Raw genomic sequence first — 26,606 nt, forward strand, 5'->3', positions numbered from 1 at the left:
AGCGGTCTCCGTCGTGGGTTCACCCCTTCACCGCCCCCGCGCTGAAGCCCGTGATCAGCCACTTCTGGATGAAGGCGAAGACGATGACCACCGGGACGGCGGCGATGATGCCGCCGGCCGCCAGCGCGCCCAGGTCGACGCTGTCCGCGCTGAGCAGGGTGTTGAGGCCGACCGGGATGGTCTGCTTCTCCTGGTTGCTCAGGAACATCAGGGCGAACAGGAAGTGGTTCCAGGAGTGCACGAAGGCGAAGGAGCCGACGGCGATCAGACCGGGCCGCAGCAGCGGCAGCACGACGACCCGGAACGCGGTGAAACGGTTGCAGCCGTCGACCCAGGCGGCCTCCTCCAGGGAGTACGGCACGTTCTTGATGAAGTTGCTGATCAGGATGATCGACAGCGGCAGCTGGAAGACCGTCTCGGCGAGGATGACGCTGCCGAGCGAGTTGATCATCCGCAGCTCGGCGAAGATCTGGAACAGCGGGACCAGCAGCAGCGCGCCCGGTACGAACTGGGAGCACAGCAGCGCCAGCATGAACCCCTTTTTGATCTTGAAGTCGAAGCGGGCGAGGGCGTAGCCACCGGCCAGGGCGACGAGCGTGGTCATCAGCAGGGTGACGACACCGACGAGCACGCTGTTCTGGAAGTAGAGCCCGAAGCTGCGCTCGTTCCACACCTTCTCGAAGTGCTCGAAGGTCATGGGCCAGGGCACGAGCGAGGTCGAGCCGGGCTTGCGGAGGGCGAAGAGCAGGATCCAGTAGAAGGGGACGAGGGTGAAGACCAGATAGACCGACAGCGGAAGGTAGATCTGCCAGCGCGGTACCTCGTCCCAGGCGCGGTGGACCTTGCCCGGTCGCCGCGGAGGCTCCTCGGCCACGGGCGCGAGCCGCACGGGGGCGACCTTCTCGGCGTCCTGGGTGATCACTTGGACTCGCCTCCGAACTTGCTCAGCCGCAGATAGACCATCGAGCAGAAGAGCAGGATCACGAACGCGACCGTGGTCAGGGCGGACGCGTAGCCGAAGTTGTGGGCGTCGACGGAGGTGTTGGCGATGTAGAGCGGGAGAGTGGTCGTCTCACCCGCGGGTCCGCCGCCGGTCAGGGTGTAGAGGAGGTCGACGTTGTTGAACTCCCACACCGCGCGCAGCAGCGTGGAGAGGATGATCGCGTCCTTGAGGTGCGGCAGCGTGATGTGCAGGAACTGCCGGACGCGGCTGGCGCCGTCGACCTCGGCGGCCTCGTACAGGTCCTTCGAGATGGACTGGAGGTCGGCGAGGATGAGGATCGCGAAGAAGGGGACACCGCGCCACAGGTCGGCGACGATCGCCGCCGAGAAGACGGTGGAGGTGTCGGAGAGCCAGCTGGTGCCGTACTCGCCGATGCCCATGTCCGCGAGGTACCGGGTGATGCCGGTCTGGGAGTTGTAGAGGAGCACCCAGATCGCGGAGGTCAGTACGCCGGAGACGGCCCAGGGGGAGAAGACCAGGGCGCGGCCGAGGGAGCGCCCGACGAACGTCTGGTTGACGATCAGCGCGAGCGCCAGGCCGAACAGCAGCTGCAGCGAGACCTCGACGACCACCCACTTGGCACTGAAGACGAGGGTGTCCCAGAAGATGGGGTCCTCGGTGAAGGCGTGCACGAAGTTGTCGAAGCCGGCGAAGCCGTTCCGCCAGGGTTTCGTGGGGTTGTAGTGCTGCAGGCTGTAGTAGAAGACGCTGATGACCGGGTAGGCGATGAAGCCCAGCATGAGCAGGGCGGCCGGGGCGATCAGCAGGTACGGCAGCCTGCGCGGGGTCGCGGAGGCACGGCGCGTACGGCTCCGCGCACGGCTCCGCCGGGGCGGCGCGGGCGGCTTCGCCACGGCTGCGGCTTGGGCCATGACTGGGGCTCCGTTTCTGGGTACGTCGTGGTGCGTCGTGGTGCGTCGTGGTGCGTCGTGGTGCAGGAAGCGCTTTCTCGATGGGCGTGGTGGGGTGGTTCGCGGTGCGCGGTTCGGGGTACGGCTTGCTGTGCGTCGGCGGGTGCGGGTGCGTTGTGGCTGGTCGCGCAGTTCCCCGCGCCCCTGAAAAACCCCGGGGCCCGGGTGGGTCGAGAGCCGTTACCCCGCGTACGGGTCCGGGACCTTGCCCGGTCGGGCCAGGAACTCGAAGTCGCAGCCGGTGTCGGCCTGGGTGATCTGGTCGTTGTAGAGGGCGCCGTAGCCGCGTTCGTAGCGGGTGGGCGGTGGGGTCCAGTCGGCCCGGCGGCGCTCCAACTCCTCGTCGTCCACGTTGAGTTGAAGTGTGCGGGCCTCGACGTCGAGGGTGATCGTGTCGCCGGTGCGGACAAGGGCGAGGGGTCCGCCGACGTACGACTCCGGGGCCACGTGCAGCGCGCAGGCGCCGTAACTCGTGCCGCTCATCCGGGCGTCGGAGATCCGCACCATGTCCCGGACGCCCTGCTTCAGCAGATGGTCGGGGATGGGCAGCATCCCGTACTCGGGCATGCCCGGCCCGCCCTTGGGCCCGGAGTTGCGCAGCACCAGGACGGTGTCGGCGGTGATCCCGAGGGACGGGTCGTTGATGGTCCGCTGCATCGTCCGGTAGTCGTCGAAGACGACCGCCGGGCCGGTGTGCTTGAGCAGGTGCGGCTCGGCGGAGATGTGCTTGATGACCGCGCCGTCCGGGCAGAGGTTGCCGCGCAGGACGGCGACCCCGCCCTCGGTGACGACCGGGTTCTCACGGGTCCGGATCACGTCGTCGTCGTGCACGAGCGCCCCGTCGAGCTGCTCGCGCATCGTGTCGTACGAGACGGTCGGCCGGTCCAGGTGGAGCAGGTCGGTGATCCGGGAGAGGAAGCCCGGCAGGCCGCCCGCGAAGTGGAAGTCCTCCATCAGGTACCGCTGGCCGCCGGGCCGGACGTTGGCCAGCACCGGGACCGTACGGGCGACGCGGTCGAAGTCGTCGAGGGTGAGCGTGACACCCGCGCGGCCGGCCATGGCGATGAGGTGGATGACCGCGTTGGTGGAGCCGCCGAGCCCGAGGACGGTGGTGACGGCGTCCGCGAAGGCGTCGGCGGTGAGGATGTCGCTCAGCTTCCGGTCCCGGTGGACCAGTTCGACGATGCGCAGGCCCGCGGCGGCGGCCATGCGGTCATGGCCGGAGTCGACGGCCGGGATGCTGGACGCGCCCGGGACCGTGACGCCGAGCGCCTCGGCGGCGGCGGTGAGCGTGGAGGCCGTCCCCATGGTCATGCAGTGGCCCGGCGAGCGGGCCAGACCGGACTCCAGTTCGGTCATCTCGCAGTCGCCGATGAGCCCGGCGCGCTTGTCGTCCCAGTACTTCCACATGTCGGTGCCGGAGCCGAGGACCTCGTTGCGCCAGTGGCCCGGCAGCATCGGCCCGGCGGGCACGAAGACGGCCGGGAGGTCGACGGAGGCCGCGCCCATGAGCAGCGCGGGCGTCGACTTGTCGCAGCCGCCCATCAGGACGGCCCCGTCGACCGGGTAGGAGCGCAGCAGCTCCTCGGTCTCCATGGCGAGCATGTTGCGGTAGAGCATCGGGGTCGGCTTCTGGAAGGTCTCGGAGAGGGTCGAGACCGGGAACTCCAGCGGGAAACCGCCGGCCTGCCACACACCCCGCTTGACCGCCTGCGCACGATCCCGGAGGTGCACATGACAGGGATTGATGTCCGACCAGGTGTTGAGGATCGCGATGACCGGCTTCCCGAGGTGCTCCTCGGGAAGGTAGCCGAGCTGGCGGGTGCGGGCCCGGTGGCTGAAGGAGCGCAGACCGTCCGTGCCGTACCACTGGTGGCTGCGGAGGTCCTCGGGACGCTTCGTCCGCCGCTGTGTCTGCTTCACATCGACCACCCGGCGGCTATCGCGGCGACCTCGGCGCGTTCGGTCTCGGGCAGTTCCCTGCTGGGGGCCCGGACGTCGCGGCGGCACAGGCCGAGGGCGGCGAGGGCCTCCTTGACGACGGTCACGTTGTTGGCGGAGCCGTTGGCGGCGCGCAGCTCCTCGAAGCGGCGGATCTGCTCCCAGACCTTCATGGCGGCCGGGAAGTCGCCCGACCGAAGCGCTTCGATCATGTTCAGCGAGACGGCCGGGGCGACGTTCACCAGCCCCGAGGTGAAGCCGGTGGCACCGGCCGAGAAGTAGGAGGGCGCGTACGGCTCGGCGAGCCCCGCGACCCAGACGAAGCGCTCCAGGCCGGCGTCGCGGGCGAAGGCGGCGAAGCGGGCGGCGTCCGGGACGGCGTACTTGACCCCGATGACGTTCGGGCAGGTGTCGGCGAGTTCGGCGAGCCGTTCACCGGTGAGCTGGGCGTTGCGGATGTAGGGCACGACGCCCAGCTCGGGCACGGCCTGCGCGATCGCCCGGTGGTAGTCGACCCAGCCGCTCTGCGAGACATAGGGGTGGACCGGCTGATGGACCATCACCATCTGCGCCCCGAGCGCGCGGGCGTGCTCGGCGGAGGCGATCGCGGTCGGGACGTCGTGGCCGACGCCGACCAGGATCACCGCGCGGTCGCCGACCTCGTCCATGGTCAGCTCGGTGACGAGGCGGCGCTCCTCGGGGGTGAGGGCGTAGAACTCGCCGGTGTTGCCGTTGGGGGTGAGGGTGGTGATGCCGCCGTCCAGCAGCCGACGCAGCAGGGCCCGGTGGGCGACCTGGTCGACGGTGCCGTCCTCGGCGAACGGAGTCACCGGGATGGCCACCACGTCGGCCAGAGCCGTCCGTTGGGTCTCGAACGTCACGCTGCTCATGGATGACCTTCCTCTGCAAGGAGTTCTTGGAGGACTGCGGAGGGCGGGCGGGGCCGCCGCGTCGGCGGCTCCACCGTGCCTCGTGGACTCGGGGGCTTACCGGGCCGGCGGGCCCTGCGCTTCGACTCGGGCCTCCGGGAAGGCCCGTTCGACGAACGAGGCGATGTGCGCGTACAGGGCGGCCGCCGCGCCGTCCGCGTCGCCGTCGAGGGCGAGCCGCAGGATCTCCCGGTGCTCGGCGGCCTCCCGTTCCCAGGAGGGGTCGGCGGCCCAGGCGACGGCCGAGACCAGCGCGGCCTGGTCGCGCACCTCGTCGAGCATCCGGCCGAGCAGCGGGTTGCCGCACGGCACGTACAGCGCGCGGTGGAACTCCCGGTTGGCCAGCGACCGTTCGGCGGTGTCCGAGGCCTCGTCGGCCCTGGTCAGCGCGGCGCTCGCCGCGTCCCACGGGACGTCGCGCCGCACCGAGCGGCGCAGCGCCTCCGGCTCCAGGAGCAGCCGTACGTCGTAGACCTCGCGCGCCATGTCCGCGTCCACCATGCGCACCGTGACGCCCTTGTACTGGTTCATCACGACGAGCCCGGTCCCGGCCAGCGTCTTCAGCGCCTCGCGCACGGGCGTCTTGGACACGCCGAACTGCGCGGCCAGTTCGGTCTCGACCAGGGCCTGACCGGGCGTCAGCTGTCCGGTGAGGATGCGGTGCTTGATCCCCTCCAGCACGAACTGCGTGCGGGACGGGATCGGCGTGGGCACAGAGGTCATGCGCGCCTCTCGGATCTTCCGTGCGGGATCTCACGTATGGGATCTCACGTATCGCGTCTCATATATGACGTACGAAGTACGACGCGTTGAAGGTAGGAGGGGGCCCGGGTTTCGTCAACGGTTCGGACAGAAAAAGATGTGCCCGCTGTCACACGATCTTGGTGTCGCCCTCACGCGCGCTCTCGGTCGGGCCGCCGAAGACGACGGCCGCCCGGCCGGTCGCTCCCTCGGGGGTGAGCGTGGGCCCCACATGGGTGATCAGCAGCCGGCTCGCGCCCTTGGCGTACGTCCCGGCCTCCTCCGGCGTGAGATGCACCCGGGGTTCGCCTTCGCGATGGGTGTCGGTGTCCGCCTCGCACAGGAACAGGTCGGCGCTGCCCGCCAGCCGGCCCAGCGCGTCGCACGGGCCGCTGTCCCCGGAGTACGCGAAGACCCGGCCCTGGCACTCGGCGCGCAGCCCGTACGCCTCCACGTCGTGGACGACGGCGTGGGCGGTGAGGGTGAGGTTCCAGTGCCGGACGCTGTGCCCGTCGTACAGGGGGCGGAAGTCGAACACCCCGCTCAGGAAGGAGGGGTCCGACTGCCCGAAGAACCCCGCGAGCCGCGCGGCGCAGTCGCCGGGCGCGTAGACCGGCAGCGGCGCGGGCAGGGTGAGGCCGCCGTACGCGTACCCGTAGGTCGCGGCCACCAGATCCGCGCTGTGGTCCGCGTGCAGATGGGAGATCCAGATCGCCGTGAGCCGGGTGGGATCCGTGTGCCGCTGCAACTCGGCGAACGTACCGAACCCCGCGTCCACCCATATCTCGGCGCCCCCGCCGCGCAGCAGATACCCGGACGCGGGGCGGCCCGGGCGGGGGTGAGGTGAGGCGGTGCCGAGGACGGTGAGGCTCAGGGGCATGTTCGGGAGCGTACGGAGGCGGACGGGGGCGCGCGCCGGGTTTGTGCGTTCTTTCGTCGGGTTGCCCGGCGGACTGGCCTTATGGCTTCCACATCGGATCACGTCCGCTCAAGCCGATCACACGGTCGAGCAGCGGCGCGTCGTCCGGGACGGGCACCACGGGGCCGAAGATCTCGCCGCGCGACGGGTCGTCGGCGGAGGCGGCGAGGAAGGAGTGGGCGGCGGCGAGGGCCGCGGGGTCGGGTTCGTACGTCTGGCCGGTGGCCCGGGCGAGGTCCCAGCCGTGCACGACCAGCTCGTCCGCCGCGACGGCCGCGGCGATCGCGCCCGGCAGCGGCACCCCGCCCGCGCGGGTCTCCCCCGCCCAGGCGGCCGGGTCGCGCCAGGCTTCCGCCAGCTCGTCGAGCACCTGAGGGAACGCCTCGCGCCAGCCCGGCCCGAGGTCGGGCAGCGCGGACTGCGGGCCGGTGTCGGTCGTGGGCCCGAGGTCCTTCCGCCCCGCGTCCCGGAAGGCACCGGCGAGGTGGAACAGATGCCCGAGGAGGTGGTGCACGGCGTACTCCGGACAGGGCGTGGGACCGGAGAGCCGGTCGTCACCGACCGCCGCGACGAGCCGGGCGACGATCCGGGTCTGGGGGCCGAGGTCGAGGGGGACGGGGGCGTGGTCGGTCGTGGTGGAACCGTGGTCGGTCATCGGTGCTGCTCCTTGGTGGCGTTCCGGCGGGCGATGAGATCTTTCCCGGTAACGAGTCATGCCTCGTGCCGAGGTCTTCCTCTGTTCGGTAGACCCCCGACGCCGCGAGAACTCATCGCACACCCCGCGCGCACCCGGCGCCGCCGCCGACGAATAGGAGACCCTCTCCCCATGGGCAAAGTGATCTGCGACATCACCGTGTCGGTCGACGGGTACTCGGCCGGGCACCACCAGACGGAGGAACGCCCGTTCGGTGACGACGGCGGCGACGGTTCGGGCGGCGGGCTGCACGCCTGGATGTTCGACACCCCGGAGGAGAACCGGGCCGAGATCGACCGGCTGAACACCGCCGGGGCCTTCGTCATGGGGCGCAATATGTTCGGCCCGGTGCGCGGCCCGTGGGACCGGCGGTGGAACGGCTGGTGGGGCGACGATCCGCCGTTCCACGCCCCGGTGTTCGTGCTCACGCATCACGCGCGCGATCCCCAGCCGATGGACGGCGGCACGACCTACCGCTTCGTCACGGACGGGATCGCCGCCGCGCTGGAGCGGGCCCGCGCGGCGGCCGGTGACGGCGATGTCACGGTCCTCGGCGGCGCGACCACCGTCAACCAGTACCTCACCGCCGGTCTGATCGACGAACTGCGCCTGCACATCGCCCCGTTCACCCTCGGCGCGGGCACCCGTCTCTTCGAGGGCGTCCCACCGCTGCGGCTGGAGCAACTGACCTCGCGTGCCGCGAGCCGGGTGACGCACGTGACGTACCGCGTGCTGTCCTGAGCCGCGGGGCGGTCGTCGCCCCGGGGTCACCGCACCGCCGTCAGCGCCTCCCGTACCGCCGTCAGATCCTGGTCCGAGGCCAACCCCGCGTGGTACAGCCGGAGTTCCGTCGCTCCCAGCTCCGCCGCGCGGGCCGCGTCCTCGGCCAGGGTGACCGGGCTGCCGCCCATGCCGGAGACGATGCCGAAGTTGGCGGCCAGGACGGCGCCCTCGGTGCCGGTCTCCGCGAAGGCGGGCAGCAGACCGGGGCCGCCCGCGCAGGGGACGACGACGCCGTCGGCCACACCCAGGATGTGCGCGGGGTCGACGCCGGGGTTGGCTCCGCAGTGGTAGGTCACCGGGTCCGCGTGCAGCAGGATCTGGAAGCCCGCGGGCGCGGCGGAGCGCACGGCCGTGACGGCCGTCTCCTGGAGGGAGCGCGCGATCGCGTCGCGCCACGCCCGGGTGGCCGCCGCCGGCTCCGCGCCGAGGAGTTTCTCGACGGCCGGCCAGCCCTCGTCGACGGCCTCACCGCGCCACAGCGGCTCCAGTCCGTCGCGGACGGCCGCCGCCAGGTCGTCGGGGTCCTGGCCCGCTCCCGCGTAGCCGTCGCGGCAGGTCGGGCAGAAGCAGAGGGACATCAGATACTGCCCGGCGTCCCCGAGGCCCACCCCGGCCGTCTTGTCGTGGGCGTGCAGATGGGAGATGCCGTACCAGCCGAGCGACTCCAGCTCCGTGCCGCGCGCGCCCGGGCGGACCGCCGCCTCCACGGCCAGGTCGACGAGGTACTCGCGGACCGCCTCCTGTGCGACGCACGGCGCCCACGGATAGCGGTCGCCGTACGCGTTGACCACGGAGGTCGAGGGGTGCTCGGCGCCCAGGCGGGAGTTGTGCGCGAGCACGACCCAGGTGTGCACCTCCAGACCGGCGTGCGCCAGCGCGGTCGCCGCCTCGCCGAACGCGTCGCCGGGCGCCCACTGCCCCGCCGCGTACGGCCGCAGCGTACGGCCCTCCCAGCGCACGCCCGGCGGATACAGCACGGCCGCATGCTCGGCGGTGACGATGCGCTGCCGGGGGTGGCGGGGGGTGAGCGCGCGAGTGGAGTGGTACGCGGAGGCGAGCGTCACCTGCCCCACGCCCAGCCCCGCGACGCGCTCCGCGGCGGCGGGGTCCCCGTTGACGTCCCACGGGTAGACGAACGTCGACGCCTTCACTTGTCCTCCTGGCACTCTTCCAGCAGCGCGTACCCGCGCTCGATCAACTGACCCAGCTGCTTGACGTGTTCCTCGGCCGGCGCGTGCAGCGGCGGCCGTACCTCTCCCACGTCCAGCCCCCGTAGCCGTACCCCAGCCTTGACCAGTGACACGGCATAGCCGCGGCCGAGGGCGCGGAGTTCGACGAAGGGGCGGTAGAACCCGTCGAGCAGCCGCTCCACCGTCGTACGGTCACCGGCTTCGAGCGCCCGGTGGAAGGCGAGGGCGATCTCCGGGACGAAACAGAAGACGGCCGAGGAGTACAGGGGGACGCCGACGGCCCGGTAGGCGGGCTGGGTCAGCTCGGCGGTCGGCAGTCCGTTGAAGTACAGGAAGTCACGCGGTGCCCCGTCGCGGACCGCGCTGACGATCCGGGTCATCAGGTCGAGGTCGCCGACGCCGTCCTTCAGGCCGACGATCCCTTCGGTGCGGGCCAGTTCGACGACGGTCCCGGGGGTGAAGACCGCGTTGTCGCGCTGGTAGACGACGACCGGGAGGGAGGTCGCCGCGGCCAGTTCCCGGTAGTGGCGCAGCAGCCCTTCCTGGGCCGCGACCACGAGGTAGGGCGGCAGGGCGAGCAGACCGTCGGCGCCGGCCTCCTCGGCGAGGCGCGCGTAGCGCACGGCGAGGGCGGTGCCGTAGCCCGCGCCGGCCACCACCGGCACCCGGCCGGCCGTCTCCTCGACGGCCGCGCGCACGCACTCCTGGAACTCCTCGGGGGTGAGCGCGTGGAACTCACCGGTGCCGCAGCAGACGAAGACCGCGGCGGCCCCGGCCTCCACGCCCCGGCGGACATGCGCGCGACAGACGTCGAGGTCGACCGCGCCGTCCGGTCCGTACGCCGTCACGGGGAAGAACAGCGGCCCGCTGGGGATCCGGAGCCGGGCGGCGAGAGGGGCTGACGTCACGGGCGCTCCCAGTCCATGTCACTGATCGATGTTTACATTTCTGAACAGAAGCACGCTAAGGCGCCCCCGCGGGGCCGGTCAAGGCGCGCAACCCGCACCGCACCAGCGATTTCCCGCCTCCGCCCCGCACCTCGCGGCACACTTGACGCACACGGACCGCACTCCTTAGCGTGTCCATGAATGTGAATGTCGGACGCCCATGTGCACAGCTGGCGATGGCGATGCAAGGAGATCCACGGATGCCCGCTCCCCGCACCGTTCTGCTCACCGGCGCCGCCGGTGGCCTCGGCACCCTGATGCGGGAGCTGCTCCCGGCACACGGCTACGAGCTGCGCCTGCTGGACCTGCTCCCCGTCGAGGGCGCCCCGGACGCGATCACGGCCGACCTCGCCGACCGGGAGGCCCTGCGCGAGGCCGTACGGGGCGTCGACGCGATCATCCACCTCGCGGGCATCTCCCTGGAAGCCTCCTTCGAGAAGATCCTCCGGGCGAACATCGAGGGGACGTACAACCTGTACGAGGCGGCCCGCGCGGAGGGCGTCCCCCGGATCGTCTTCGCCTCCTCCAACCACGCGGTGGGCTTCACCCCCCGCCCCCGGGCCGGGGACCCGCTGATCCCGATCGGGGCCCCGCACCGCCCCGACACCTTCTACGGCCTGTCCAAGTCCTTCGGCGAGGACCTGGCCCAGCTCTACTGGGACAAGCACGGCCTGGAGACGGTCTCCGTACGCATCGGCTCCTGTTTCCCCGAGCCCACCAGCGTCCGCATGCTCTCCCTCTGGATGAGCCCGGCCGACGGCGCCCGCCTCTTCCACGCGGCCCTGACCGCCGAGGACGTCGGCCACACCATCGTCTACGGCTCCTCCGCCAACACCCGGCTGTGGTGGGACCTCTCCACCGCCCGCGCCCTCGGCTACGCACCGCGGGACGACTCCGAGCCGTACGCCGAGAAGCTGATCGCCGAGCACGGCGAACTGGACCCGGACGACGTGGCCCACGCCCACCTGGGCGGCCACTTCGTGAGCGACCCGCCGATCTGGCCGTACTGACACCCGGGCCCGGGCGGGCACCACGGATCCGTACGCCGTGCGGGAAACGAGGGCCGGACGGCGTACGAGCGGGAGCGGGCGGGCAGCGAACGGGCCCGCCCGCTCCCGTGTTCGGGCACGCCCGCTGCCCGATCCCCCGTCCGCCGCAGGTCCGCGACGGGCCCCGGCGCGGTGAAACGGTCAGGGACGGGCATCATCGGTCGCGCAACAGGCCTGGTCGGCGCCGCGCACCGGCTGTAGAACTTCCCCCAAGGCCCGCACCGGGCCCGAACGGGCAGTGCCACGGTGAGGGAGAGCGGGTGTCGGCCATGAACGCGGAGGAAAGGCAACGCGAGATCGTCCGGGCCGCCCGCCGCACGGGCGCGGTCGACGTCGCCGAACTCGCCGGCGTGCTGGGCGTCGCCAAGGAGACCGTACGGCGTGATCTGCGCGCCCTGGAGGACCACGGACTGGTCCGCAGGACGCACGGCGGGGCGTATCCCGTGGAGAGCGCCGGGTTCGAGACGACGCTCGCCTTCCGCGCCACCAGCCAGGTGCCCGAGAAGCGCCGGATCGCCGCCGCGGCGGCCGAACTGCTCGGCGACGCGGAGACGGTCTTCGTCGACGAGGGCTTCACCCCGCAGCTCATCGCCGAGGCACTGCCCCGGGACCGGCCGCTGACCGTGGTCACCGCCTCGCTCGCCACCGCGGGCGCCCTCGCCGAGGCAGGCAACACCACCGTGCTGCTGCTCGGCGGCCGGGTGCGCCCCGGCACCCTCGCGACCGTGGACCACTGGACGACGAGGATGCTGGCCGGTTTCGTCATCGACCTGGCGTACATCGGCGCCAACGGCATCACCCGCGAGCACGGCCTCACCACCCCCGACCCGGCCGTCAGCGAGGTCAAGGCCCAGGCGATCCGCGCCTCCCGGCGCACGGTCTTCGCGGGCGTCCACACCAAGTTCGGCGCGGTCAGCTTCTGCCGGTTCGCCGAGGTCGGCGACCTGGACGCGATCGTCACCAGCACCCTGCTCCCGGCCTCGGAGGCCCACCGCTACTCGATGCAGGGCCCCCAGGTCACCCGAGTCTGACCACCCCACCGACCGACTCCACGCGCCTTCCGAGCCCTCCCCCACCCCCACACACCTCAGAGCATCCCTTATCTCCCCATACGTCCAGGAGCGATCCATGCGAATCCCGAGCCGACGGAGGCCGCGCGCACTCGCCGCGGCCGCCGCAGGGACGCTGCTCGCCCCGCTTCTCTCCGGCTGCTGGACCGGAGCGGGCGGGGCGGGATCCGGCGGCGACGCCATCAACGTACTGATGGTCAACAACCCCCAGATGCAGGAGCTGCAGAAGCTCACGGCCGCGCACTTCACCAAGGAGACCGGCATCAGGGTGAACTTCACCGTGCTGCCGGAGAACGACGTCCGCGACAAGATCAGCCAGGACTTCGCCAACCAGGCCGGCCAGTACGACGTGGCGACACTGAGCAACTACGAGATACCGATCTACGCCCGCAACGGCTGGCTGGAGGAGCTGGACGGGTATGTCGCGAAGGACCCGGCCTTCGACCAGCAGGACATCCTGAAGCCGATGCGCCAGTCCCTCACCGGCGACGACGGCAAGCTCTACGGGGAGCCGTTCTACGGCGAGTCGTCCTTCCTGATGTACCGCAAGGACGTCTTCGCCGAGCGGGGCCTCACCATGCCCGAACACCCCACCTGGCGGCAGGTCGCCGACCTCGCCGCGAAGGCGGACGGCGCCGAGGACGGCATGAAGGGCATCTGTCTGCGCGGACTGCCCGGCTGGGGCGAGGTCATGGCCCCCCTCACCACCGTCGTGAACACCTTCGGCGGCACCTGGTTCGACAAGGACTGGAAGGCCCGGCTCGACTCCCCCGAGTTCGAGAAGGCGACCAGGTTCTACGTCGACCTCGTCCGCGAGCACGGTGAATCCGGCGCCGCCCAGGCCGGCTTCGCCGAATGCCTCAACAACATGACCCAGGGCAAGACCGCCATGTGGTACGACGCCACCTCCGCCGCCGGCTCACTGGAGGCGGCCGACTCCCCCGTGAAGGGGAAGATCGGCTACGCACCCGCGCCGGTCGAGCGGACCGAGTCGTCCGGCTGGCTCTACACCTGGGCCTGGGGCATCCAGCAGGCCTCCCGCAACCCCGACAAGGCCTGGAAGTTCGTCTCCTGGGCCTCGGGCAAGGAGTACGAGGAACTGGTCGGCGAACAGATCGGCTGGTCCAACGTGCCCGCGGGCAAACGGGAGTCGACGTACGCCAACCCCGACTACCGCGAGGAGGCAGCCGCCTTCCAGGAGATGACCCGCGAGGCCATCGAGGGCGCCCGGCCCACCGACCCCGGGGTGCAGCCGCGACCCGCGCCCGGCATCCAGTTCGTCGGCATCCCCGAGTTCACCGACCTCGGCACCAAGGTCTCCCTGGAGATCAGCGCGGCCATCGCCGGACGCCAGTCCGTCGCCTCGGCCCTGAGGAAGTCGCAGGAACTCGCCGAGCAGATCTCCGAGGAGTACGAGGGACGATGACCGCGACCACGACAGCGCCGAGGGCGGCGACCCCCGTACGCGTCCAGGGCCCACCGAACGCCCGGCTGCGCGCCTGGGCGACCCGTGCCCCGCTCCTGCCCGCCCTGATCTTCATGATCGCCGTGACCCAACTGCCCTTCGTGGCCACGCTGGTGATCTCCTTCTTCGACTGGAACTCCCTCTACCCCGACGCCCGCGCCTTCGCCGGGTTCGCCAACTACGGCGAGGTCCTCACCGACCCCGACCTGCGCCGCTCGGTGTGGACGACGATCCTGCTGACGGTCGCCGTGGTGTTGGCCAGCCTGGTCCTCGGCCTGGTGCTGGCCCTGCTCCTCGACCGGAGGTTCCGGGGCCGGGGCGTCGTCCGCACCCTGCTCATCGCCCCCTTCCTGGTGGTCCCGGTGGCGGCGGCCCTCCTCTGGAAGCATGTGCTCTACAACCCCGAATACGGCCTGTTCAACGGCCTGTTGCACTACGTGGGCGGCCCCCAGCCCGACTGGATCTCCGAGACCCCGCTGCTCGCGGTCGAGGCCTCCCTGGTCTGGCAGTGGACGCCGTTCATGATGCTGATCCTGCTCGCCGGACTGCAGTCCCGGGACCACCAGCAGATCGAGGCGGCCCGCGTCGACGGCGCGAGCGACTGGCAGATCTTCCGCCATCTGACGCTGCCGCATCTGCGCCGCTACCTCGAACTGGGCGCGCTGCTGGGCTCGATCTACATCGTCCAGAACTTCGACGCGGTCTTCACGATCACCTCCGGCGGCCTCGGCACCGCGAACCTGCCGTACACCGTCTACCAGACCTTCTACCAGGCCCACGAGAACGGTCTCGCCTCGGCCGCCGGTGTCCTGGTCGTCATCGGTTCGATCATCATCGCGACGTTCGCCCTGCGCGTGGTCTCGTCGCTGTTCCGTGAGGAGGCGGGCCGGTCATGAGGCCGACTGCCGTGCGTCGCAAGGGACTCGGCCTGGGCCTGGTGGCCTGGCTGCTGGGGATCCTGTTCTTCCTGCCCATCGCCTGGATGGCCCTGACCTCACTGCACTCCGAACCGGACGCGGCGACCAACCCCCCGTCCTGGGCGGCGTCCCTCACCCTCGACGGCTACCGCGAGTTCTTCGGCGTCGACGGCGGGGCCAGCCCCTGGCCGGCCCTGGTCAACTCGACGGTGGCGTCCCTGGCCTCGACCCTGCTCGTCCTGCTCCTCGCCTTCCCGGCGGCGTACGCGCTGTCGATCAGGCCGGTGAAGAAGTGGACGGACGTCCTGTTCTTCTTCCTCTCCACCAAGATGCTGCCGGTGGTGGCGGGCCTGCTCCCCCTCTACCTCTTCGCGAAGAACACGGGCCTGCTGGACAACATCTGGCTCCTCGTCCTCCTCTACACCTCCATGAACCTGCCGATCGCCGTCTGGATGATGCAGTCCTTCCTCGCGGAGGTCCCGGTGGCGGTGATCGAGGCCGCGCACCTGGACGGCGCCCGGCTGCCGACCGTGCTGACGCGTGTGGTGGCCCCGATAGCCCTGCCCGGTATCGCCGCCACCGCCCTGATCTGCTTCATCTTCAGCTGGAACGAACTGCTGTTCGCGAGGGTGCTGACGGGTGTGGTCGCCGAGACGGCCCCCGTCTTCCTGACCGGCTTCATCACCAGCCAGGGCCTGTTCCTGGCCAAGGTGTGCGCCGCGTCGCTCGTGATCTCCCTGCCGGTGCTCGCCGCGGGGTTCGCCGCCCAGGACAAACTGGTCCAGGGCCTCTCCCTGGGAGCCGTCAAATGAAGGCCGCCGTCATCGAGTCCGTGGGCAAGGCCGTCGTCACCGAGGTCCCGGACCCGACGCCGGGTCCCCGGGACGTCGTCGTCGAGGTCGCCGCGTGCGGACTGTGCGGGACCGATCTGCACATCCTCCAGGGCGAGTTCGCCCCGAGCCTGCCGATCGTGCCGGGGCACGAGTTCGCGGGCGAGGTGGTGGGCGTCGGCGGCCGGGTCACCGAACTGTCCGTCGGCGACCGGGTGGCCGTCGACCCCTCCCTGTACTGCCACGAGTGCCGCTACTGCCGGACCGGCCACAACAACCTCTGCGAACGCTGGGCCGCGATCGGCGTCACCACGGCCGGCGGCGCCGCCCAGTACGCGGTGGCGCCGGTCGCCAACTGCGTACGGCTGCCGGACCACGTCCGCACCCAGGACGCGGCGCTCGTGGAACCGCTGTCCTGCGCGATACGGGGCTACGACGTCCTCCGCACCCGCCTCGGCGCCCATGTCCTGATCTACGGCTCGGGGACGATGGGCCTGATGATGCTGGAGCTGGCGAAACGCACCGGCGCGGCCGGCGTCGACATCGTCGATGTGAACCCCGCCCGGCTGGAGACGGCACGGCGGCTCGGCGTCACGGGGTCCGCCGCCAACGCCGACGAGCTGGAACGGCCCCAGGGCTGGGACCTGGTGATCGACGCCACCGGCAACGCGGCGGCCATCCAGGACGGGCTGGACCGGGTGGCCAAGGCCGGCACGTTCCTCCAGTTCGGGGTGGCCGACTACGCGACCCGGGTCACCATCGACCCGTACCGCGTCTACAACCAGGAGATCACCATCACCGGCTCCATGGCCGTCCTCCACAGCTTCGAACGCGCGGCGGAGCTCTTCGCAGGCGGCGTCCTCGACCCCGACGTCTTCATCAGCGACCGTCTGCCGCTGGAGCGGTACCCACAGGCACTGGAGCAGTTCGCGTCAGGGGTGGGGAGGAAGATCGTCGTGGTGCCGTGACACCGGCCGAACAGGGTGTCTCACCCGTTCGGCTGATCGACAAGCCGATGCCCCACCTGCTCCCGGCCACCGGCCAAGACTGACGGCCATGGAACTCTGGCTGCTCAACAGCTTCGGCCCGCTCACCCTGACCGTGCTCATGGCCGGGAGCGTCATCGTCTTCGCGGCCCTGGGCAGCCTGGTGGTCCGCCGCAGGCTCCCCCAGCTCCTGAACGGCGCGCAGAACGACATGGTCGGCGTCCTGCTCGGGATGTACGGCGCCATCTACGGCATCTTCCTGGCCTTCGTGGTGGTCGCCGAGTGGGAGGGCATCGGGGTCGCGGAGACCGTCGTCGCCTCCGAGGCCACCCACTGCGCCGAGATCGTGCGCGACGCCGACGCGTTCCCGGAGCCGGTCCGGCGGGAGGTGTCCGAGGCCGTCGGCACATATGTCCAGGCGGTGGTGAACGACCAGTGGCCCCGGATGCGCGCCGGCCGGCCCTCCTCCGAGTCCACCGAGCCGGCCATCCGCGCCGTGTACCGGGCGCTCCAGTCCTACGAGCCGACCACCGAGTCCCAGAAGACGTACTACGCCCAGGCCGTGGCCCACCTCGACGGGGTGGTCGCGGAACGCCGCGCGCGGCTGACCCTGGCCCAGTCGTCCCTCCCGACCCTGCTGAAGCTGCTGGTCTACGGGGGCGCGCTGGTGATGATCCCGATGTCCCTCCTCTACGGCATCAGGAGCTTCAAGGCCCACCTGACGTTCGTCACCCTCATCGCCCTGCTCATCGGGCTGAGCCTGCTGCTCACCATGAGCCTGGACCGCCCCTTCTCCGGCGAACTGAGCGTGTCGCCCGCCCCGTACAAGGAAGGGGCTCTGGCGCGCTTCTGGGAGTGAGGTGCCGGGGGGGCGGGCCCTTGTACGGCCGGGCCGGGCGGCCGATATTCGGTGGGCCGCCCGCCCACCGCGCGCCTACGATCCGGGGCATGCCACGTCCCCATGGATTCGCCTTCACCGAGCACGCCGACGGCACGGTGACGATCGACCACCACGGCCGTGCGGCCACGACGCTGCGCGGGCCGCGGGCCGCCCGGTTCCTCGCCGAGGCGGCGGCGGGCGACCCGCAGCTGGTGATGGCCCGCTGGACCGGGAACTACCGGCGGGGCAACGAGCGCACGGCCCGGGAGCACCCCCGCAACCGCCGCTGACCCGAACGGCCGCCGGACGCGCGCGGGTAAGGGAACGGTAAAGCGGCCCGGATCGTTCACCCGGCATGACCGCTATGACCCCCGGCTCGAACATCCCGCTGCCCGTCACCCACGTCGCGGTGGACGTCGCCGCACCCGTGCGGCTCGACGTATCGGGCCTGCTGCTCACCGCCGACGGCAAGGTGCGCTCGGACGACGACTTCATCTTCTACAACCAGCCGACCGGCCCGGGAGTGACGTACCGCTCCGGCGGCGGCGCGGCCCCCGACTCGATCACGGTGGACACCACGGCCGTCCCGCCGGACATCGAGAAGATCGTCGTCACGGCCAGCCCGGACGCGGCGGGCCAGTCGTTCCAGGGCATCGAGCCGACGGCGACGATCCGCAACGCGGCGGACGGCTCGGTGATCTCCACGTTCACCCCGCCGCGCCTCGGCCCCGAGACGGCCCTGGTGATCGTGGAGATTTATCTGCGCAACGGCGCGTGGAAGGCCCGCGCGGTGGGCCAGGGCTACGCGAACGGCCTCGCGGGCATCGCCACGGACTACGGCGTCACGGTGGAGGACCCCGCCCCGACCCCCGCCCCGACCCCGACTCCGGCCCCCGCCCAGGTACGGCCCGTCACCCCGCCCCCGGCCCCGCAGGTCACCCCACCCCCGGTCCCCGCGACCCCTCCCGCCCCCGCCCCCGGCGCCGGCAAGATCAACCTGGACAAGGGCCGCGTCAGCCTCCAGAAGAACCAGACGGTCTCCCTGGTCAAGGGCGGCCGCCCACTTCTCTCCCAGGTCAAGATGGGCCTCGGCTGGGAGCCCGCGTACCGGGGCAAGGACATCGACCTGGACGCGTCGGTCATCGCGTACGGCCCGCAGCGCAACCACATCGACAGCTGCTACTTCGGCAAGCTCTCGATCGTCAACGGCGCGATCAAGCACTCCGGTGACAACCTCACGGGCGAGGGCGGAGGCGACGACGAGGTGATCGTGGTCGACCTCGGACGGCTCCCCCAGGAGGTCACCGGCCTGGTCTTCACCGTCAACTCCTTCTCCGGCCAGAAGTTCACCGAGGTCGCCAAGGCCTACTGCCGCCTCCTGGACGCCGCCTCCGGCGAGGAACTGGTCCGCTTCGACCTCACCAACGCCGAGGCCCAGACCGGCGTGATGATGGCCAAGCTGATCAAGCAGTTCACCGGTGAGTGGGAGATGACCGCGATGGGCGACTTCGTGAAGTCCCGCACGGTCAGGGGGATGGTGAAGCCGGCGGCCCAGGCACTCTGACCGCACGGGCACGGGCGGGTGCGGACGGCCGCACCCGCCCGGCCCCGGTCGATCAGCCCCGGAGGGCCGCGCCCGGAGTCACTGGATGACGCCGCTGTACGCGTTCAGCGCGGGCTGCCCGCCGAGGTGGGCGTACAGGACCGTGGAGTCCGGACCGATCTCGCCGCGCTCGATCAGATCGACCATCCCGGCCATGGACTTGCCCTCGTAGACAGGGTCGGTGATCATGCCCTCGGTGCGGGCGGCCAGCTGCATGGCGACGAGGGTGGCGTCGTCCGGGACACCGTAGATCCCGCCGTGGTACCGCTCGTCCAGCTCCACATCGGCGACGGTCAACTCCCGCTTGAGGCCGATGAGCCGCCCGGTGTTGTGGGCGATGCGGGCGACCTGCTCACGGGTGGAGTCCGGCTTGGCCGAGGCGTCGATGCCGATCACCCGGCGCGGCCGTCCACCCGCCTCCTCCAGCGCGGCGAACCCCGCGACCATGCCGGCCTGGGTGGAGCCGGTCACCGAGCACACGATCACCGTGTCGAAGAAGACGTCCAGCTCCCGCTCCTGCTCGGCGACCTCGTACGCCCAGCCGGCAAAGCCCAGACCGCCGAGGGGGTGGTCGGAGGCACCGGCCGGGATGGCGTACGGCTTGCCGCCGCCCTCCTCGACCTCCCTGAGCGCCAGCTCCCAGCTCTCCTTGAAGCCGATGCCGAATCCGGCCCGGACGAGCCGTACGTCGGCTCCGGCCAACCGGCTGATCAGGATGTTGCCGACCTTGTCGTACACGGCGTCCGGCCAGTCGACCCAACTCTCCTGCACGAGCACGCACTTGAGCCCGGCGCGGGCGGCGACGGCGGCGACCTGACGGGTGTGGTTGGACTGCACACCGCCGATGGAGACAAGGGTGTCGCAGCCTTGGGCGAGCGCGTCGGCGACCAGGTACTCCAGCTTGCGGGTCTTGTTGCCGCCGTACGCGATACCGGAGTTGCAGTCCTCGCGCTTGGCCCAGACGGAGGCGCCGCCGAGGTGGGCGGTCAGCCGCTCCAGCCGGTGGACCGGCGAGGGCCCGAAGAGGAGCGGGTAGCGCTCGAAGGAAGAAAGGGACACGGGTCCTCCCGGGTGCGGTGGGGCGGGGATGCGCTGGGGTGGAGTGGGGTGGGGCGAGACGGACGGGTGGAGCCGGGTCAGTGGTTCGCTTCGGGGGCAGGGGCCGGGGCCGGGACATCGACGGAGTGGGGGTCGTCGACGGGGAGGGGGTCGTCCACGGGGTGCGGGGCGGGCCGGTCGTGGGCCGCCCCCGCGGATTCCCCGGGCGACGTATGGGACGCCCCGTCGCCCGGCTCATGCGCGGGCCCACCGCTCGGCTCCCCGTCCGGCTCGTCGGCGAGCGCGGCCAGGCCGTGCCAGATCTCCGCCGTGACGCGGACCGCCTCGTCCGTGTCGCCGACCGCGCAGGCCGCGATCAACTGCTCGTGCAGTCCGGCCGAACGGCAGTTGCCGCCCTCGCCGAAACGCCGGCGCTCCAGACGCCGGATGAGCGGGGTGTAGCGGGCGATCGTGGCGGCGGCGGCGCGGTTGCCGCTCACCCGGACGAGGACGTCGTGGAGTTCGTCGTCGGCGACCAGGGCGGCGTCGACGTCGCCCGAGCCGACGGCCGCGGCGAACCGCTCGTTGGCCGAGCGCATCGTCTCCACGTCCGCCGCGAACAGCCGGGGCACGGCGGTGCGGGTGGCCAGCTCGTGCATCGCGCCGACCACGGCGGCGGCGTCCCGCACATCGGCGGCCACGACGGGCGTGACCCGGGTGTAGCTCTGCGGCTTGCTCTCCAGCAGCCCCTCGTCCACCAGCCGCGAGAACGCCTCCCGCACCGGTGCCCGCGACAGCCCCAGCAGTTCGGCGAACTCGGCGTCGCGCACCACCGCGCCGGGCTCGATCTCCCCGGCCACGATGGCGTCCCGGATGGCTTGGTAGGCACGGTCCCTGAGCAGGGTGCGGCCGACCGGTCGTATGGCCTCCATGGACTGAAATGTTAGATGTCAGTGCGTGGGCCGAACAAGGGTGTGGCCCGTACCCCCACTGGGATACGGGCCACACTCACCCCCGTCGTTCACCGCCGACCGCCAGCCCCGTCCGTCAGCCCCGTCCGTGGGCCCACGGCCAGTCGGCGTCCCGGGCCGCCTCCAGCAGCGGCACCGTCCGGAAGGCCGCGTCCGAGAGGCCGCCGAAGGTGTGGCGGTTCCGGCTGCCGGAGTGGCCGTGACCCGCCCGGTAGCCGGCCAGGTTCCAGGTGTAGACGGGTACACCGGCCGGGATCTGCGCGGTCGGGTCGCCGTAGTGGCTGTAGGTGGCCTGCTCGTCGGTGACGATCAGCACCCGGTCGTGCTTGCGGTAGTGGCGGCGGACGGCCTCGGTGGTGTCGGTGCCGCCCAGGTCGCCGAACCGCTGGATGATCTTCAGCACGGACTCGCCCGTGCCGTACTTCACCGCCCGGCTCGTGCTCCCGAACTCGACGAGGTCCGCGTCCGCCGCCCGCAGCGCGAGCGCCGTGCCGAAGATCGCCGCCGCGTCCGCGTAGGTGAGCGAGGAGCGGTCGGTCAGCCGGGAGTGGAACATCGAGCCCGAGCGGTCGACCAGGACCAGGGTCCGGCCGGGCAGCGCGGGCACGTTGGCCAGCGAGTGACCGAGCGCCTGCTCCAGCGGGTACGCCCAGCGCAGCGAGGGCGCGTGGCGGTAGGCCGAGAGGTAGCGGAACGGGAACTGCCGCGACCGCGCGACCTCCGCCGGGTCACTGATCCGCGCCGCCACCCGGGCCGCGACCTCGTCGGAGACACCCGCCTCGTCGAAGTTGCGCAGGTTGCGGACGAGGGCCATGGCACCCATGGACGGAATGACCGCCTCCCACGCCGCCTGGTCCATCGGCCCCTGCAGCCAGCCCGCCAGCGCCTCCCAGGTGATCCCCGCGTCCGCGAGGCGCCGGGAGCCGCCCGCACCGGTCACGACCTTGCGCCGCTTGGCGGGCCGCAGCTCCATCAGGTCGCGGTGGGCCGCGAGCATGGGCAGCGACCTGGGCACGACGGCCGTGTCCGGGTTGTGGCGCCGGTCGAGGGCGTACTGGAACAGGTCCCCCTGCCACGGCTTGTCCGGGTCCGGCGCGGCGTGCACCAGGTTCAGGATGTCGCCGAAGCGGTAGCCCTTGGACGCGGTGTCGTACTTCAGCAGCGACCTGGGGCTGTAGAGGCGTCGTACGGCGTCGGCGACACCGCGCTTCACCGGCTTGGGGAGGTTGCGCCCGTACCGCGAGGTCCAGTAGGCCAGCAGCTCACCGGGCTCGTCCGGGCGCCGCAGCACCGAGTCGACGACCTGACGGTTGGTGGGCCCGTCGGTGACGCCCGCGTCGAGACGCGCCTTCACGTACTCGGCGGCGCCCACGATGGAGGCCGTACGGAGGTTGCCCTCGCCGCGCAGCCAGCCGAGCAGGCCGGCCGTCCACTCCGGGTCGGTGACGGCGAGCCGGCGCACGAGCGCGACGAACCGGTCGTCGCGGTCCTCGCCGCTCTCGTAGAAGGTCTTCTGCGCGACGAAGTTGGCGATCGACAGCAGGAACAGCTCAGAGCGCTCGTCCCGCTCACGGCCCCGGCCGCCCTCGTACGTACGAAGCACCTGCCCTGTCGAGGTGACCCGCGAGGTGGGCCGCGCCTTTCCTGCCTTCGTGTTGAATCGCGCCATGATGAATTCCCCCGAATACATGGGTATTTCGGAGGGAGGCACGGCAGCTGGAGGGTGACCGAGGTCGAATTCGGCGGCGGTGCTATGACTGGCGCGTCTTCCGTTCCGCCACACCGACCCTGAGTCGATCACGGGATTCGAACCCGCACGGGGTTTTCTCCCCACCAGTTCCCGAAGTATCCGCTGCCTGCGCACCGGGCACCCACCATCTGCCGCGCCTCCCGAGATAGACGAGCGCACCGGGAGGTGCGTAAAGCCTTGGGTGTCCAGAGATCGAATTCGGCGGAACCGACGTAGGTGCTCTAACCAACTGAGCTACACCGGCGTGTTGGTACCGGTGGCGGGACTCGAACCCGCGGCCTCCCCATTATAAGTGGAAGTAGGTCCTGCCTTCGCACCTGGACAGGCATCACTCTAGGAGGCGTGCCACGGGACGGGCGAGCGAATTAACTACCGCTTCTGCCGCTTCCACGGCCCCGTGATGGCGAGCAGGATTCCCGGGGTCTGGATATTGGCGTACAGGGTCCTGCCGTCGGGCGAGAAGGTGACGCCGGCGAACTCGCTGTATTCCGGCTCGTCGTCGGTGCCGATGTTGAGGTCGTTGCGGGCGATCGGGTACGTGCGACCGCTGTCGGTGGCGCCGAAGAGGTGCGAGACGCCCTCGCCGTCCTCGGCGAGGACGATGCCGCCGTACGGGGAGACCGTGATGTTGTCGGGGCCGTCGAGGGCGCCGTCGGCGGACGGGTCCGGGTTGACGCCGAGCAGGACCTTCAGGGTGAGGGTGCGGCGCTTGGGGTCGTAGAACCAGACCTGGCCGTCGTGCTGTTCGGGGCTCTCGTCACGGGCGTAGGAGGAGACGATGTACGCGCCGCCGTCGCCCCACCACATGCCCTCCAGTTTGCGGGCGCGGGTGATCTCGGTGTCGGTGAACTGCTTGCGCACGGCGACGGTCCTCGCGTCGCGGTCGGGGACGTCGAGCCAGTCGACCCCGTACACCGTGCCGATCCTCGTGGCGCGGGAGAGGTCGTCGACGAACCGGCCGCCGGAGTCGTAGCAGCGGGGCGCCTGCAGGACGCCCGCGTCGTCGGCGAGGGTACGGAACCTCCCGGGGCCGTGGGCGAATCCCTTGGGCGGGGTCCAGCGGAAGAAGAGGCCGTTGGGGGCCGCCGCGTCCTCGGTGAGGTAGGCGTGGCCGCGCCTGGGGTCGATGACGACGGCCTCGTGGTCGTAGCGGCCGAAGAACTTCAGCGGCTTCGGGGCGCGGTTGGCGCGGCGGTCGCAGGGGTCGACCTCGAAGACGTAGCCATGGTCCTTGGTCATGCCGTTGACGCCGGCCCGGTCGGAGTTCTCCTCGCAGGTGAGCCAGGTGTTCCAGGGGGTGCTGCCGCCCGCGCAGTTGGTGGAGGTGCCCGCGATGCCGACCCACTCGGCGACGCGTCCGTCCGGCCGGACCTCGACGACGGTGCAGCCGCCGGCCGCGGCGGGGTCGTAGACGAGCCCCTCGGTGAGCGGCACCGGGAACTCCCAGTTGGCCCGGGGGCCCTTCAGTTCGTGGTTGTTGACGAGGAGGGTGGTGCCGCGGGGGCCGGGGAAGGCGGCGGTGCCGTCGTGCTTGCCGGGGGTGAACTCGCCCGACTCCAGCTTGGTCCTCCCGCTGTGCGCGATGATCCGGTACGTGAAGCCGGCGGGCAGCGCCAGGATGCCCCGGGGGTCGGGGACGAGCGGGCCGTAGCCGACGCCGGCGCGACGGTCCGCCCCGCGCGCGCTGCCGTCGCCGTCGTGGGCCGCGTCGTCACCGGCCGAGTCGGTGTCCGTGTCCGTCGACGCGAGGGCGTTCGGTGCGGTGGCGAGTGCGCCCACGCTGCCGGCCAGCGCGACACCGGCTCCGGTGACCGCGGATCGTCTGGCGAAGTCCCTGCGGGTGAGCGGCATGCTGTCTCCTGCGTGGCGGGGGCTGACCGTGGGGGCGGACCCTGAGTTGTTCGCGCCATACGGTCGCGCTCCCGCCTGAACACCGCTTGAACACGCGGTGGCTCGGGGGTGCCTTGGCGTGGGCGGGTGGGGTGCGTTGCCGGGTGCGGGTCCGGTGGGGGCTGGTCGCGCAGTTCCCCGCGCCCCCGAAAGCCCAGGGCGCCGCCGACCGGCGGCGGGGCTGAAAAGCACGGGGCGCAGCCCCTGCTTTTCAGGGGCGCGGGGAACTGCGCGAGAAGCCCCACCGGAGCCGCACCCGCCAACGAACCCGCGCCCCCACCCCAATAGGCGCCCCCCTCAACCCACTACGCCCCCGGCCCCTTCTGCGACCGCGCCTTGAACGCCGCCTTACGGGCCTCCTTCGCCACCCTCTTGTCGGGGTGGATCCTCCCCATCGCCTCCAGCACATCCGGCGTGGCAGGGTGATCCACCCGCCACGCCGCCGCGAAGAACGACCCGTGCTGCGCCGCGAGCCCCTCCACCAGCGCCCGCAGCTCCGCGGAGTTCCCCTCGGCCGCCAGCTGCGCGGCCACCGTGTCGATGGTCAGCCAGAAGACCATCGCCTCGGACGGCGCGGGCACATCGGCGGCACCCCGCTCAGTGAGCCACACCCGGGCGAGCCCGCCCAGTTCGGGATCGTCGAGCACCTCGCGGAGCGCCGGCTCGGCCACCGCGCCCACCAGCGACAGCGCCTGCTGGCAGCGGAGCCGCCGCAGCGGGGCGCCCGCGTCGGAGCCGCGCGCCGCCGCGAGCAGCTCGCGCGCCGCGTCCAGCGACTCCCGGCGCGCGAGCCACTGCTCGGTCTCCGCCTGCGCCGCCGCCGGCGGGAACCCGGCGGTGCCGTCCAGCAGCGCGTCCGCGCCCTTGTCGACGAGGTCCCCGACCGCCGGCGCGGGCACGCCCGCCTCCTGGAGCCGGGCCCGCATGCCGTACAGCCCGAGCGGGGTGAGCCGGACCATGCCGTACCGGGTGACATCGGTGTCGTCGACCACCGGAGCGCCCGGCGCGCCCGGAGCCTCGGCGGCGGCCACCGCCTCCTCCGCGTCCGTCATCAGGGCCTCGTCCACGGGCTGGTACTCCACCAGCCCGACCGGCTCCAGCACGCGGAACTGGTCGTCGAGCCGCATCATCGCGTCCGAGACCTGTTCCAGGACGTCGTTGGTGGGCTCCCCCATGTCGTCCGGGACGATCATCGACGCGGCCAGCGCGGGCAGCGGCACCGGCCCGTCGGGGCCTTCCTCGCTGACGGTGAGGAGGTAGAGGTTGCCGAGGACGCCGTCGAGGAAGTCCGCCTCGGCGTCGGGGTCCCAGTCCAGCTGGGAGAAGTCGATCTCGCCGCCGGAGTCCATGGCGTCGACCAGACCGTCGAGGTCGGGCACGCTGGCGTCGGCGAGCGCGGTCTCCAGGGCGGTGAGCCAGATGCCGAGCACGTCCTGCGGGCCACCGGAGGTGAGGAGCGCGAGTTCCTCGCCCGTGGCGACCGTCCCCGCCTCCTCGTCCACGATCTCGACGAGCCCCGTGTCCATGGCCACCCGCCACGCCTCACTGGCCAGGGCCGCCGCGTCGTCACCGGCGCCGTCCGCGTCCGCGTCCGCGCCCACGAGCCCGAGCGCCTCTGCGGCGGCGGACAGTTGCTCGTCGGCGAGTTCACCCCCGGCGCCCACCCGTGTGTCCGGCCCGGCCCAGCGGGCGAGCCGCGCGGCGCGCGAGAGCAGCGGTGTGGCGAGCGCCTCCCGCGCCAGCTCGGCTTCGGGGAGGAGCCGCACCGGCGGCAGTGGCGAGCTGTCTGACATCGGCGGGGATCTCCTCGGAGCGAGCGGTGACGAGCGACGCGGGCGGTCCCTGGCCGGGGCGCCCGTGAGCGATACGCGTACGAGTACGCAGCCGCTCAGCCTAGACGGATTTGGACCCATGCCGCCCGGTTCATGTACCTGCCAGGAGTCGGGTGTGGCTGAAACCTTGACAACTGGCCTGAGCAGGCAGGAGATTGACGCGCGTAGAAACTCGCGGGTAGCCCTGGGGTGATTCCGGGGCCGTCCACCGCCACGACCATCGGCGCCCATCCGGGTTCTACGCGCGTCGCACCGCCCCACCGGTCG

At 71.5% G+C, this 26,606-nt stretch carries 23 protein-coding genes and 1 pseudogene; 10 read left to right on the forward strand and 14 right to left on the reverse strand.

Features of this window, described 5'->3' with window-relative positions; genetic code table 11:
* Positions 1-19: 19 nt before the first annotated feature.
* From J8M51_RS14805 to J8M51_RS14835, 7 genes are all read right to left on the reverse strand, one after another.
* On the reverse strand, positions 20-922 hold the full coding sequence (locus J8M51_RS14805; RefSeq protein ID WP_107473659.1) for a carbohydrate ABC transporter permease: 903 nt from the start codon (positions 920-922) through the stop codon (positions 20-22).
* Positions 919-1,875 (reverse strand): carbohydrate ABC transporter permease, encoded by a 957-nt coding sequence (locus J8M51_RS14810; protein ID WP_086751972.1) that lies wholly within the window; start codon positions 1,873-1,875, stop codon positions 919-921. The genes J8M51_RS14805 and J8M51_RS14810 overlap by 4 nt, the downstream gene beginning before the upstream one ends.
* Before the next feature lie 219 nt (positions 1,876-2,094).
* On the reverse strand, positions 2,095-3,837 hold the full coding sequence (araD, locus tag J8M51_RS14815; RefSeq protein WP_086751994.1) for an L-arabinonate dehydratase: 1,743 nt from the start codon (positions 3,835-3,837) through the stop codon (positions 2,095-2,097).
* On the reverse strand, positions 3,834-4,745 hold the full coding sequence (locus J8M51_RS14820; RefSeq protein ID WP_086751974.1) for a dihydrodipicolinate synthase family protein: 912 nt from the start codon (positions 4,743-4,745) through the stop codon (positions 3,834-3,836). The genes araD and J8M51_RS14820 overlap by 4 nt, the downstream gene beginning before the upstream one ends.
* A gap of 96 nt (positions 4,746-4,841) precedes the next feature.
* The gene (locus J8M51_RS14825; RefSeq protein ID WP_086751976.1) at positions 4,842-5,507 is read right to left on the reverse strand and encodes a GntR family transcriptional regulator; all 666 of its coding nucleotides are present in this window, start codon (positions 5,505-5,507) and stop codon (positions 4,842-4,844) included.
* Positions 5,508-5,655: 148 nt separating this feature from the next.
* Positions 5,656-6,405, reverse strand: coding sequence for an MBL fold metallo-hydrolase (locus J8M51_RS14830; RefSeq protein WP_086751978.1), 750 nt, complete (start codon positions 6,403-6,405; stop codon positions 5,656-5,658).
* A gap of 79 nt (positions 6,406-6,484) precedes the next feature.
* On the reverse strand, positions 6,485-7,099 hold the full coding sequence (locus tag J8M51_RS14835) for a TIGR03086 family metal-binding protein (RefSeq protein WP_086751980.1): 615 nt from the start codon (positions 7,097-7,099) through the stop codon (positions 6,485-6,487).
* A 171-nt stretch (positions 7,100-7,270) separates the two neighbouring features.
* Between J8M51_RS14835 and J8M51_RS14840 the strand changes: the two genes are divergently transcribed.
* Positions 7,271-7,879 carry a dihydrofolate reductase family protein gene (locus tag J8M51_RS14840; RefSeq protein ID WP_086751982.1) on the forward strand — a complete coding sequence of 203 codons (609 nt, stop codon included), beginning with the start codon at positions 7,271-7,273 and terminating at the stop codon, positions 7,877-7,879.
* Between the two features lie 26 nt (positions 7,880-7,905).
* Here the strand turns inward: J8M51_RS14840 and J8M51_RS14845 are convergent, their stop codons facing one another.
* Complete coding sequence (locus J8M51_RS14845; protein ID WP_086751984.1) at positions 7,906-9,072, reverse strand: hypothetical protein; 1,167 nt, start codon at positions 9,070-9,072, stop codon at positions 7,906-7,908.
* Positions 9,069-10,019, reverse strand: a complete 951-nt coding sequence (locus J8M51_RS14850) for a 5-dehydro-4-deoxyglucarate dehydratase (protein WP_086751986.1) — start codon at positions 10,017-10,019, stop codon at positions 9,069-9,071. The genes J8M51_RS14845 and J8M51_RS14850 overlap by 4 nt, the downstream gene beginning before the upstream one ends.
* Positions 10,020-10,258: 239 nt before the next feature.
* Here J8M51_RS14850 and J8M51_RS14855 point away from each other — a divergent pair, with 239 nt between their 5' ends.
* From J8M51_RS14855 to J8M51_RS14895, 9 genes are all read left to right on the forward strand, one after another.
* Positions 10,259-11,068 carry an NAD-dependent epimerase/dehydratase family protein gene (locus tag J8M51_RS14855; RefSeq protein WP_086751988.1) on the forward strand — a complete coding sequence of 270 codons (810 nt, stop codon included), beginning with the start codon at positions 10,259-10,261 and terminating at the stop codon, positions 11,066-11,068.
* Positions 11,069-11,376: 308 nt separating this feature from the next.
* Positions 11,377-12,138 carry a DeoR/GlpR family DNA-binding transcription regulator gene (locus J8M51_RS14860; RefSeq protein ID WP_267299207.1) on the forward strand — a complete coding sequence of 254 codons (762 nt, stop codon included), beginning with the start codon at positions 11,377-11,379 and terminating at the stop codon, positions 12,136-12,138.
* A gap of 97 nt (positions 12,139-12,235) precedes the next feature.
* Positions 12,236-13,603: an ABC transporter substrate-binding protein gene (locus tag J8M51_RS14865; protein WP_086764798.1), complete on the forward strand. Its 1,368-nt coding sequence runs from the start codon at positions 12,236-12,238 to the stop codon at positions 13,601-13,603.
* Positions 13,600-14,538: a carbohydrate ABC transporter permease gene (locus J8M51_RS14870; RefSeq protein ID WP_216588872.1), complete on the forward strand. Its 939-nt coding sequence runs from the start codon at positions 13,600-13,602 to the stop codon at positions 14,536-14,538. Before J8M51_RS14865 ends, J8M51_RS14870 begins: the two co-directional genes overlap by 4 nt.
* Complete coding sequence (locus J8M51_RS14875) at positions 14,535-15,371, forward strand: carbohydrate ABC transporter permease (protein WP_086755559.1); 837 nt, start codon at positions 14,535-14,537, stop codon at positions 15,369-15,371. Before J8M51_RS14870 ends, J8M51_RS14875 begins: the two co-directional genes overlap by 4 nt.
* Positions 15,368-16,357, forward strand: coding sequence for a zinc-dependent alcohol dehydrogenase family protein (locus tag J8M51_RS14880; protein WP_086755558.1), 990 nt, complete (start codon positions 15,368-15,370; stop codon positions 16,355-16,357). The genes J8M51_RS14875 and J8M51_RS14880 overlap by 4 nt, the downstream gene beginning before the upstream one ends.
* An 88-nt stretch (positions 16,358-16,445) precedes the next feature.
* Entirely contained in the window at positions 16,446-17,234 is a 789-nt protein-coding gene (locus J8M51_RS14885) for a bestrophin-like domain (protein WP_086755557.1), read from the forward strand.
* 89 nt (positions 17,235-17,323) lie between these two features.
* Entirely contained in the window at positions 17,324-17,545 is a 222-nt protein-coding gene (locus J8M51_RS14890) for a hypothetical protein (protein WP_086755556.1), read from the forward strand.
* Between the two features lie 74 nt (positions 17,546-17,619).
* Positions 17,620-18,819 (forward strand): TerD family protein, encoded by a 1,200-nt coding sequence (locus J8M51_RS14895; RefSeq protein WP_267299299.1) that lies wholly within the window; start codon positions 17,620-17,622, stop codon positions 18,817-18,819.
* 78 nt (positions 18,820-18,897) lie between these two features.
* Here the strand turns inward: J8M51_RS14895 and J8M51_RS14900 are convergent, their stop codons facing one another.
* The 5 genes and pseudogenes from J8M51_RS14900 to J8M51_RS14920 form a co-directional block, all read right to left on the reverse strand.
* Positions 18,898-19,917 (reverse strand): 1-aminocyclopropane-1-carboxylate deaminase, encoded by a 1,020-nt coding sequence (locus J8M51_RS14900; RefSeq protein WP_086763071.1) that lies wholly within the window; start codon positions 19,915-19,917, stop codon positions 18,898-18,900.
* Between the two features lie 272 nt (positions 19,918-20,189).
* Positions 20,190-20,828 (reverse strand): annotated as a pseudogene (locus tag J8M51_RS14905) (GntR family transcriptional regulator); the annotation flags it as partial.
* Between the two features lie 115 nt (positions 20,829-20,943).
* A complete protein-coding gene (locus J8M51_RS14910; RefSeq protein WP_086761290.1) occupies positions 20,944-22,536 on the reverse strand; it encodes a TROVE domain-containing protein in 1,593 nt (530 codons plus the stop codon).
* Positions 22,537-22,986: 450 nt separating this feature from the next.
* Positions 22,987-24,468, reverse strand: coding sequence for an alkaline phosphatase PhoX (locus J8M51_RS14915; RefSeq protein WP_086761292.1), 1,482 nt, complete (start codon positions 24,466-24,468; stop codon positions 22,987-22,989).
* 344 nt (positions 24,469-24,812) lie between these two features.
* Entirely contained in the window at positions 24,813-26,300 is a 1,488-nt protein-coding gene (locus tag J8M51_RS14920; RefSeq protein WP_267299209.1) for a hypothetical protein, read from the reverse strand.
* Between the last annotated feature and the right edge of the window lie 306 nt (positions 26,301-26,606).

The sequence above is a fragment of the Streptomyces griseiscabiei genome, from assembly GCF_020010925.1.
Taxonomy (GTDB): Bacteria; Actinomycetota; Actinomycetes; order Streptomycetales; family Streptomycetaceae; genus Streptomyces; species Streptomyces griseiscabiei.